The organism is Robinsoniella sp. (genome assembly GCF_034124845.1).
The window spans coordinates 1-11,104 of record NZ_JAWYAJ010000159.1; the positions used below are offsets into that span (position 1 = coordinate 1).

Sequence of the window (11,104 nt, forward strand, 5' to 3'; positions counted from 1 at the left end):
ATACCGGTGGAGATTATTACCGGGGAGATGGTATGATTTATTAAAAGCGGGGGTAGGAAACGCCCTACCCCAGAGTGTTTTTTTATATTGCTTTTTGAAACCTGTTTGTCTTAAAAAGCAACCCCCATCTTAATACTCTTTTCCGGATGTTCCATAATATAATAACGGTATTCTTTATCACATTCTGTGAAATTCACCACAGGGAAAACAATGTTTTCACAATAGATTTTCCCCGTACTTAAGAGGTCCCAGCTTTCTTTACAGATTCTCTGAAAATCCCACCTTGGATAATCTCTGTTTGGTTCACTGCATGCACGGGAAAAGAATATATTCTGCTGGTTAAAATGACCCTCCCTGCCCAAATGGATCGGTATATGACACTCCTTGAACCAACCTGCCAAAGCCATATTTCCATTATACGCCAATGCACGAAGCCCCTGTTCTATAGCTTTATAGTTCCCACTGGTTTCTATAACTACATCAACTCCAACTCCGCCCGTTAACCTGCGAAGCTGATATCCCAAATCCCCATTCAATGGATCAAATGCAAGATCTGCCCCATTTTCCAATGCAGTCTGTCTTCGTAATTCCATAGGATCTGATACCGCTACAAATGAAGCTCCTGCCGCTTTTGCCGCCTGTGCTGCCATCTGTCCGATAGCTCCTAATCCTGAAACTAAAACTTTATCCCCCAGCCTTAATCCGACATCTCGAATCGCACTAAGGGCAAACTGCATAGGATCATAACACATAGCCTGCTTCCAGGTCATATTTTGTGGCATAACAAGTAATTCTTTGGCTTTTGCCACATGTGTTTCAGCCAGATGTCCGTACCCCACAACCTGATCTCCCAATTGAAACTGCAGCACTTCACTCCCTAACTCTGTAATTGCGCCAACCCACATATTTCCCAACCCGCTAAATGCTGCGCTCACTTTCTTTTCTCTGTCCAGAAACATCTTCAAATCTTCATCATAGTATTTCTCTTCAAAAGGAAGCTCCTTTATTCCTGTAATTTCTGTGCCGTGTTTGGGCGCTCCGTATTTACACCTAACCCTGACTTCATCCGGTTTTAACGGCTTTTCCTCATATTCAGTCAATTGTGGCATGTAATTTTCATTAGCAAGTAATTCTTTCATTTACATCGTCCTTTCTGTCATTAATGATCCATCTGATGTTTTCATTTTTAGTATGCAACTTTATTATTCGTATTCCATATATCATGTTCTTAATAAATCTCCACCCGCATTTTTTGACCGTCCATTTTAGCTGAAAATAAGGAGGCTTCCACGAACAAAAGACTGCGCAGTCCTTCTTCTACCGGGCAGAAATCCGGCAGGTTATTCCGCACTCTTCGTATAAAATCCTGATCTTCGGCAAATTTATGATCAACCGGTTCATTGAAATACTCGATCCGCTCTCCATCTTTTTCTATAAAATGAAATTCCGCTTCATCCGGGCTCTTAAAAAAGACACTTACTTTTTGAAATGTCATATCGAATAACGCATCCCAGCGATTTGGAACAGAACAGTTATTTGCCGTTATAGAAGCCTGTGCCCCTGTTGTAAAGGTACTAACCGATGCGCTGACATCTTCAACGGTATACCCCGGGATCTCCCCATGGCAGACATTCCCCATAAAACTGGCAACTGCTTTGGGATGGCCATATATATATCTGCAGATATCATATACATGTATTGCCTGTTCGAAAATCTGTCCGCCACACAGATTTACATCCTTCCACCACGGTACATGCAAAGAGTTGCATTGATACCTGCCATTAAACAATACGGGTCTTCCTGCAAGACCTTCCTCCTGCATCTTTTTTAGTTTCTGAATCGCTGATCCATACCTCATGTGAAATCCTACCTGGGTTTTTATATTCGCTTTTCTGGCAGCATCCACCATACTTTTTCCCCGCTCACTGGTTATGGCAATTGGCTTTTCAATAAATATATGAATTCCTTTTTCAGCTGCTTTTTCAAATTGCCCACTTTGTGCAAACGGAGGAAGCAGAATATACAACACTTCCAAAGTCTCCTTTTCCAGCATTTCATCAAAATCGGCATAAGCATGGGCACTCACCTTGTCAGCCAGCTGCTTTGCCCTGTCCATACTCAAATCACATACTGCTGTTATCCTGCAATCTTCAATCTTAGACAGATGATCTGCATGAACACTTCCCATGCTGCCTGCACCTAAAATTCCTATCCTTACTTTATCCATGACAACCTCCAAATTTTTCTATGTTTATATTGTTAATATCAACTATATCCATTAGCCTTTCACTGCTCCGGCTGTTATACCAGAGATAAAACTCTTTTGAAACAGCGTATATACAATTACAATAGGCAGTGTACAAATAGTGACACCTGCTGCAATAAGCGAATGATCTGCAGTATATTTTCCAAAGAAGAACATAAGTCCCAGAGGAAGCGTCCTTGCAGTATCCTTATACACAACTAACATGGGCAGAAACATATCATTCCATGACCACATAAATTCAAATACCAGCAACGCGGATAACGCGGGTTTTATCAATGGCATCATGATATAAATAAAGGTGGTTAATTCATTACAGCCGTCAATTGTCGCTGATTCAATCAGCGCATCCGGCAGATCACGAAAGAATGCCCGCATCATAAATATTCCAAATGGCATCGACAGCCCAAAATATGGTATCACCATCGCCCATCTGGTATTGATCAGCCCCAGCTGCTGCAAATTATAGTAAAGTGGAATCACCATTGCCTGAACCGGAAGCATCATCCCGAATAACATAAAAGAAAATATTTTATCCCTGCCTTTAAATTTCAGTTTTCCAAATGCATAGCCCGCAAAAGAGGCGAGAAGCAGTACTCCCGCAACTCGGGGAACAGCAACCATTATACTGTTGACAAGGTACACGTTCATCTTACCGGTTGTCCATGCCTTGGTCATATTTTCCCATGTAAAGGAAGTAGGAATCGCAAATGGATCAATATTTAACTTATCCGAAGGTACTAATGCTGCCTGCCACATCCACAATAATGGCATAATTGAAATAATTAGTGTAATAATTAAAATGGCATATGTTAATATTTGCTTTGCAATCACAGCAACCGGCTTTTTACTTTTTCGCTTCATACTATTCTTTCCTTTCTTTTTATCATCCGTCAACGCCTTGATATACAATCATGCCGCTGCTAATCTTCTTTTTCCGAACATTTCATGTAAATGGCTGAACAAACTGCTATTAAAACGGATAATACGGTAGCTATTGCAGATCCCAGTCCAAATTCACTGTTCGTAAATGCAGTACGGTACATATACGTTGAGATTACTTCAGAAGAATAATAAGGCCCGCCTTTTGTCATCATATAGACAATTTCAAATACCTTAAATGATCCGATTAGAGAATTTAATGCCAACAGCGTAAAAGTATTTTTTAATAATGGTAATGTAACATAAAAAAATGTCTGTACCGGATTCGCACCTTCTAATCGTGCCACTTCCGTATAACTTGCATCAATCCCGGACAATGCAGCCATAGTTATTACCATACAGAATCCATAATGCACCCAGCTTCCTGCAATCAGTAAAGCAATCATTACTGTCTTTTCGTTTCCCAGCCAGTCAAATGCAAGAAACCCCAGTCCAAACGCCTTAAGTACACGATTCAAAATTCCAAATTCGGGATTTAATATCCAATTCCAAATGACACTTACCGCTACCATAGACACAATAGACGGCATATAAAATATTACGCGAAACAATAGCCTTCCTTTTACAAATTTCTGGCTCAGCATTACAGCCAGTATGATTCCAAAAATAGTCGGAATTAATATCGTAAAACAAATCCAGAATAAATTATGGCTAAGTGACTTCCAGAAAATAGGATTGGTAAAGATTTCCTTATAGTTATCCAGACCAACAAATTGCATAACAGGCGAAGCACCATCCCATTTATAGAAACTTAATTCTATCGTATTCAATATTGGAATGACTGCAAAAATAATGTAGCAAACCAAAGCTGGCGCAACAAATAACATAGCGATAAACCATTTATGTACTGCTCTTCTTTTTCTACCAGAAAACCTCATCCAATCCCTTCCTTTCCACACTTAAAACAGATTTTACTATTTTATAACCGCCTCATAGTTTCCGTCTTTCACCTCTTGTTCCAGCGTAGTCTGTTTTTCCTCCATACACTGTATACCGGTCTTCTTTCCCGCCAGTAACTCCTGCATATAATTAGCAGTTGCCTCATTTACTTTTGTCGGCATTAAAACATCCAGGTTATTTCCCTGTTTTTCTGAATTTAATGCAGAATCTGCCCAATCCATAAACAGCGAAGAAATCTGATAATTCTCGATTTTGGCATTGGTAGTAGCCGGCATATAAGATGCTTCATACCATTTCTGAACATTTTCATCATTAAACATATATTCCATAAATTTAATTGCCGTAAATGTTTTGTCTGACTTCGCATTTACAACAAAAGATCCTCCCAAACCAAAAACTCCCGAAGTTTCAGTTCCGCTTGGGGAAGGTAAAAAGAAAAAGCCGCAGTCATCTCCTAATCCTTCTTCTCCACCGAAAGTTGCTACTTCCCAGGTTCCCGTTGGATACATTGCTGCCTTTCCTGACAAAAACATTTTTCTAGCATCATCATGGGCCATTGCCAGCGGGGCATCGATTGTCCATCCATTTATTACGATTTCGTGCAGCTTATCCAGCCCTTCTGCCAGTTTATCCTGGTTAAAACTCTGTTTTAATGCTAAAATTTCATTCATGGTATCACATCCGGCAAATGCATTGGTCCAAAGGCTCTCATAGTGATATCCTGGCCACTGGTCCAAATCATCAACCATAATCGGAAGTTCCCCTTTTTCTTTCAGAGTGGCACAGATTTCTTCAAATTCCTCATAGGTTTCCGGTTCTTTTAAACCATACTTCTCGAATGTTGCCCGGTTGTAAAATACTCCAAGAGCTTCAAGCTCATTACCGATTCCATATAATTTGCCATTAAAGGTACAGGAAGAGATGGCATTATCCATAAATAACTGATCCCATCCATGATCTGCAGCATAACTAGTTAAGTCAAATGCCAGACCAGAATTTGCCAGCACCCCCAGATATCCTGCGCCAATCTCATAGCTGAATACATCCGGACCTTCGCCTGAATTAATTGCCGCCTTTATGGTTGTTCTCAGATCCTCCATCTTCATTACGACACGTTCAACTTGTATTCCATGTTCCGCTGCAAACCCATCTGCCAATGCTTGCATCAGGGTATTTCCATCACCATCCGTCATTCCATCCCATATCGTAATATCTGTATACTCCCCTGTTTCTTCGGAATCTTTGTTTTCCGCTGTATCTCCGGCATCTGTGGTTTTTGATTCGGTATTAGAATCTGCCTTTCCCGGGGTTTCTTCCTTTGCTTTTTCCGTTTTCATATCTGACGGACTTGTTTCTGCATTTTTTTGAACTGTTCCACTCATACATCCACTAAATACCATTGACGTTACTAATGCTGCAATTGTTAAAAAACCTTTTCTCCTCATAGACTTCTCCTTTCTATATCCCACCTGTGTTTTTAGATAACCTTATTATAAAGTTTTGGAAATCTCTTTGGAATGTTCATTCTTATGAGGTATTTGTCAAAAATACATATTTGTTTCCAATATAATGCTTTTTTGATATCACAATTTTTCCATCCCTTTTCTGATTTAATCTATCTAATATTCGTTATATTAACTTATTTATCCGTATTTTTAATACACATTTCGTTATAATGACGTATTTCATTTAAATTTCAGCAAATAAATAAGTAAAAAATTACAACCAAAATTTTAAGCAAAATTTTGATTGTTTTAACATAGCCTTAATTTGTCTATTTTATACATAAGTAAAAATCCTAACGGAATCCAATTATCATACACCAAACATGGAACCAGGAGCAATTCTGATACAGCCATGCACACTAGTATCTGATATTTAGATATGTAACCGCAAACTTGTGCTCCGATATTCCGTGGGGCTAATCTTCGCGCGGTGTGTAAAAAAGTGTGTAAAACTTGTAATATTTTCAAATCCTGACCGCTCAGCAATTTCACTGACAGACATGTCACTATTCTGCAACATCAGTTTAGATCGTTCAAAAATAATATTATTGCGCATAGCTATGGGCGAGCAGCCAAAATAATGTTTAAACCGATTAGAAATATAGGTAGGACTCATATGATATCGTTCAGCTAATACATGCAGTGATATCTGCTGGTTTTCCTGGCTGTTGACTAATTGAAATATACTCCAGAATGCTTTGGGAACATTCGCATTTAAACCCAGTCTCTTTTCAGCGATTAATTCCTCTACCAAATAGGCGACTAATTCTAACCCACAGGCCCTGTGCATTAATAGCTCTGATAATTTATTCATTTCCTTATGCCCATCATAAAATCTGCAGAATATCTTTTCAAATCCCTCCCTGTCTTTTAGATAAGAAACCACCGGAAAGTTCAGTATTTTCAATGCATCTACCGTATACTGAATCTTAAATGAAAAATGCCACCATAAAAACGTTGTCGGCTTTCCATCGGTCTTATAGTGACTATGCTCAACATTTTCAGGAATAATCACGATACTCCCCGGGCCCGTTTGATATTTCTGCCCGCCAATTTTTAAAACTGCAGAACCTTCTTTTAAATATGACATAATATAATATGGAATTTTACGGTTAAAGGAACCCATTTCTCTGCGTGTTTCCATGTTATATTCCATGATTTCCAAGTTCGCCATCTGCATAATCTGTGCTAAGTGCGGATTCATCCCGGAACCTCCCCGTGTATGTAACCTCTGTTTTAAACTTTTTAATATTATAGCACCTTCCAGGAAGTATCACAACTTCCTTATTTTACCATACTTTCATTTTCATCTAATGATCAACTATATATACCTCCTTTTTCTCTCTCGCGCTTATACGCTTACACAAAAAAAGTGGTTCACCAGCTATACTGATGAACCACCTAACTTTTACAGCCCTCATCCTATCAGATAAGGGCTGTATTCAGCTAATAGCAAATCTTATTTATTATTCAATGCTGCCTGTGCTGCTGCTAATCTAGCGATCGGCACACGGAATGGTGAGCAGGATACATAGCTCAGACCAATCTTATGGCAGAATTCTACGGATGAAGGATCTCCACCGTGTTCTCCACAGATACCAAGTTTGATGCCTGCATTTGTTGAACGGCCTTTCTTAACTGCCATTTCTACTAACTGGCCAACACCGTTCTGGTCTAATCTTGCAAATGGATCTGATTCGTAGATTTTTGCTTTGTAGTAAGCATCTAAGAACTTACCAGCATCATCACGTGAGAAACCAAATGTCATCTGTGTTAAATCGTTTGTACCGAATGAGAAGAATTCAGCTTCTTCAGCAATTTCGTTAGCAAGTAAAGCTGCTCTTGGGATTTCGATCATAGTACCGATGTGGTAAACGATGTCAGATCCTTTTTCTTCTTTTACTTTTTCTGCTGTTTCTACAACAACATCTTTAACGAATTTTAATTCTGTCTTATCGCCAACTAATGGGATCATGATTTCAGGAACTACGTTGAAACCTTTTTCAGCTTTCACTTCGATAGCAGCTTCCATTACGGCTCTTGTCTGCATTCTTGCAATTTCAGGATATGTTACTGCAAGACGGCATCCTCTGTGTCCCATCATTGGGTTGAACTCATGTAATTCATCACATTTAGCTTTTACTTCTTCTGGTGTTAAGCCCATGTCTTTTGCTAATGCAGCGATATCTTCTGCATCAGTAGGAACGAACTCATGAAGAGGCGGATCTAAGTAACGAACTGTCATCGGCTTTCCTTCCAGAACTTCGTACATAGCTTTGAAGTCTGCTTTCTGGAATGGGATTAATTCGTTAAGAGCTGCTTCTCTTGCTTCTACACTGTCAGAAAGGATCATTTTACGGATCTTAGGAATTCTGTCAGCTTCAAAGAACATATGCTCTGTACGGCAAAGACCGATACCTTCAGCTCCTAATTTAACAGCGTTTGCTGTATCTGCAGGAGTATCTGCATTGGTTCTTACTTTCAATGTTTTGAATTTATCAGCCCATCTCATAATTCTTCCGAAGTCTCCGCTTACGGATGCTTCTTCTGTAGCGATGTCGCCTAAATAGATCTTACCTGTAGAACCGTCTAAGGAAATGTAATCTCCTTCTACAATCTTGTGTCCGCCAAGTTCGAAATATTTTGCTTCTTCATCAATTTTGATTTCTCCACAACCAGATACACAAGCTGTACCCATACCACGTGCAACTACTGCTGCGTGAGATGTCATACCGCCACGTACTGTTAAGATACCTTCAGCTGCATGCATACCTTCGATATCTTCCGGAGATGTCTCAAGACGAACTAAGATAACTCTTTCACCAGCTTCGTGAGCTGCTTTCGCTTCGTCTGCTGTGAAGTATACTTTACCTGCTGCTGCACCTGGAGATGCCGGAAGAGCAGATCCGATTACTTCGCCTGCTTTTAATGCTGCTGCATTAAAGGTAGGATGTAATAACTGATCCAGAGATTTAGCTTCGATTCTGCAAACTGCTTCTTCTCTTGTGATCTTTCCTTCATCAACTAAATCACAAGCGATTTTCAGAGCTGCCGGAGCTGTTCTCTTACCGTTACGTGTCTGTAAGAAGTATAATTTACCTTCCTGGATAGTGAATTCCATATCCTGCATATCACGGTAATGGTTCTCTAATTTTTTAGCGATTGCCATAAATTCTTCATAGCATTCCGGTAAATCTTCTGCTAATTTGGAGATTGGCTGTGGTGTACGGATACCGGCAACAACGTCTTCACCCTGAGCGTTGATTAAGTATTCACCGTAGATACCATTGTCACCGGTAGATGGGTTACGTGTAAATGCAACACCTGTTCCGGATGTTTCGCCCATGTTACCAAATACCATTGCCTGAACGTTTACAGCTGTTCCCCAGCTTCCAGGGATGTCGTTCATACGACGGTATACGATAGCACGAGGGTTGTCCCATGAACGGAATACTGCTTTAACAGCTTCCATTAACTGGATCTTAGGATCCTGTGGGAATTCTTCGCCCATTTTTTCTTTGTAGATTGCTTTGTATTTTGCAATTACTTCCTGTAAATCTTCTGCTGTAAGATCTGTATCGAATTTAGCACCTTTTTCTTCTTTTACATCTGTTAAGATACCTTCGAAGAAAGTTTTGCTCATTTCCATAACTACGTCAGAGAACATCTGGATAAATCTTCTATATGAGTCATAAGCGAATCTTGGATTACCAGTTTTCTTAGCGAATCCTTCTACTGCAACATCATTTAAACCTAAGTTAAGAATTGTATCCATCATACCTGGCATAGAAGCTCTAGCTCCTGAACGTACAGATACTAATAATGGATCTTCAATATCACCAAATGTTTTGCCCTGGATTTTTTCCAGTTCTCCGATTGCTTTGAAAATCTGATCCTGCACTTCTTCTGTAATCTTCTTGCCGCTATTGTAATAGTCTGTACAAGCTTCTGTCGTAACGGTGAAACCTTGAGGGATTGGAAGTCCTAAGTTAGTCATTTCAGCTAAGTTAGCACCTTTTCCACCAAGAAGGTTTTTCATACTTGCGTTTCCTTCTTTGAATAAGTAAACCCATTTTGCCATTTTTACTAATTCCTCCTAAAATGTATTTGTATATGTTAGTACAGAGTATCTGATCTCTGCATAACTACCATATCTGCGAGCTTTGCGCACAGTTTTATTTTAACACATATCCCATTCTAGTCAAGTGAAAAACCGCATTAATAACCTGTTATTGCGTATTTTTTTCAGTAATCCCGCAAAAATATAAGCCCTGCCGCTGTTTTTTGTCGCGTCAGAGCTTATATCATTTACAATATGTTACATATTTTTTATTTATAGACCAGATGCCTCGGAATACCGTCAACCATTACCGGAGGATAATCCCCCTGCACCAGTGGCTTTACATATGCCAGAAATTCATTGGTGACATAAGTTCCGTCTTTGGTAATCCATTCTCTTGGAACCAATTTTTCATCGTTTGCAATTTTGTGCACATCATATATGCCGGTTGCACACTGATAGGGATCATCCGATACACGGTCAATAACAACCATTTTTCCGGTATCTCCTTCATCCGCTGCTTTTACAGCGGCACCGCCAACCATAAATGCTTCATTGATATCCACTCTGGATGCCACATGGGATGCGCTTCTTTGCAGCGTACTAAATTCCACGCCTCTTGTTTTACATCCAATCTCTGCTGAAATCAGGTTCGCCAGATAATCAGCTGTTCCGCTTAACTGTTTATGTCCAAATGCATCCACATAATCGGAGTTCTGGGAAAGTTCACATACATACCTTCCGTCTGCTAATTTAATGCCCTCGGAAACGGCCACCACGATGGAATGTTTTTTCTTGATCAGGGAACGTATTTTATCTAAAAATTTGGAAACATCAAACGGAAGTTCCGGCAGATAAATTAAGTCCGGTCCATCACAGTCTTCCCCTTTTGAAAGGGCCGCCGCTCCAGTAAGCCATCCGGCATTTCTGCCCATAATTTCGATAATTGTAACAATATCCTTCTTATAAGAAAGTCCCAGACCGTCCCGGATCACTTCTTTTGTGGACGTTCCAATGTATTTAGCTGCACTGCCAAAACCGGGCGTGTGATCGGTAAGTGCAAGATCATTGTCAATGGTTTTGGGCACGCCTACAAATTTCTGAGACTGTCCCGTAAGTATTGCATAGTCAGAAAGCTTCTTAATGGTGTCCATGGAGTCATTTCCGCCGATGTAGATAAAGCTGTCAATTTCCAGCCTGTTTAATATCTCAAATATCTTCTCATAGATATCTTTATCTTCATGAATCTCCGGCAGTTTGTAACGGCAGGATCCCAGATAAGCCGATGGAGTTCTCTTCAATAATTCAATATCCAGGTCATTTTTAATATATTTCGACAGATCAATGTATTTCTCGTCTAAAAACCCCTGAATTCCGTGAAGCATACCAAACACTTTATGAAATCCCCTGTCCCTGGCAGTTTTATATACACCG

Annotated in this window: 8 protein-coding genes; all 8 read right to left on the minus strand. The window is 39.8% G+C overall.

What is annotated here, in order from left to right; all coding sequences use genetic code 11:
• Positions 1–110: 110 nt before the first annotated feature.
• Positions 111–1,139, minus strand: a complete 1,029-nt coding sequence (locus ACH2DQ_RS07570; protein WP_394912216.1) for a zinc-binding alcohol dehydrogenase — start codon at positions 1,137–1,139, stop codon at positions 111–113.
• Between the two features lie 89 nt (positions 1,140–1,228).
• Positions 1,229–2,227 (minus strand): Gfo/Idh/MocA family protein, encoded by a 999-nt coding sequence (locus ACH2DQ_RS07575; RefSeq protein WP_394912217.1) that lies wholly within the window; start codon positions 2,225–2,227, stop codon positions 1,229–1,231.
• 51 nt (positions 2,228–2,278) lie between these two features.
• The gene (locus ACH2DQ_RS07580) at positions 2,279–3,127 is read right to left on the minus strand and encodes a carbohydrate ABC transporter permease (protein WP_394912218.1); all 849 of its coding nucleotides are present in this window, start codon (positions 3,125–3,127) and stop codon (positions 2,279–2,281) included.
• 59 nt (positions 3,128–3,186) lie between these two features.
• Complete coding sequence (locus ACH2DQ_RS07585) at positions 3,187–4,083, minus strand: carbohydrate ABC transporter permease (RefSeq protein WP_394912219.1); 897 nt, start codon at positions 4,081–4,083, stop codon at positions 3,187–3,189.
• Between the two features lie 36 nt (positions 4,084–4,119).
• Positions 4,120–5,550 carry an ABC transporter substrate-binding protein gene (locus tag ACH2DQ_RS07590; protein ID WP_394912220.1) on the minus strand — a complete coding sequence of 477 codons (1,431 nt, stop codon included), beginning with the start codon at positions 5,548–5,550 and terminating at the stop codon, positions 4,120–4,122.
• Between the two features lie 433 nt (positions 5,551–5,983).
• A complete protein-coding gene (locus ACH2DQ_RS07595; RefSeq protein ID WP_394912221.1) occupies positions 5,984–6,814 on the minus strand; it encodes an AraC family transcriptional regulator in 831 nt (276 codons plus the stop codon).
• Between the two features lie 255 nt (positions 6,815–7,069).
• Positions 7,070–9,691, minus strand: a complete 2,622-nt coding sequence (ppdK, locus tag ACH2DQ_RS07600) for a pyruvate, phosphate dikinase (protein ID WP_394912222.1) — start codon at positions 9,689–9,691, stop codon at positions 7,070–7,072.
• A 248-nt stretch (positions 9,692–9,939) separates the two neighbouring features.
• Positions 9,940–11,104 (minus strand): 6-phosphofructokinase (locus tag ACH2DQ_RS07605; RefSeq protein WP_395026208.1); only part of this gene is annotated, 1,165 nt, incomplete at its 5' end.

Coding starts and splice junctions, on each gene's coding strand:
- ACH2DQ_RS07570 (WP_394912216.1), bottom strand. CDS start 1,139: ATGAAAGAATTACTTGCTAATGAAAATTACATGCCACAATTGACTGAA.
- ACH2DQ_RS07575 (WP_394912217.1), bottom strand. CDS start 2,227: ATGGATAAAGTAAGGATAGGAATTTTAGGTGCAGGCAGCATGGGAAGT.
- ACH2DQ_RS07580 (WP_394912218.1), bottom strand. CDS start 3,127: ATGAAGCGAAAAAGTAAAAAGCCGGTTGCTGTGATTGCAAAGCAAATA.
- ACH2DQ_RS07585 (WP_394912219.1), bottom strand. CDS start 4,083: ATGAGGTTTTCTGGTAGAAAAAGAAGAGCAGTACATAAATGGTTTATC.
- ACH2DQ_RS07590 (WP_394912220.1), bottom strand. CDS start 5,550: ATGAGGAGAAAAGGTTTTTTAACAATTGCAGCATTAGTAACGTCAATG.
- ACH2DQ_RS07595 (WP_394912221.1), bottom strand. CDS start 6,814: ATGAATCCGCACTTAGCACAGATTATGCAGATGGCGAACTTGGAAATC.
- ppdK (WP_394912222.1), bottom strand. CDS start 9,691: ATGGCAAAATGGGTTTACTTATTCAAAGAAGGAAACGCAAGTATGAAA.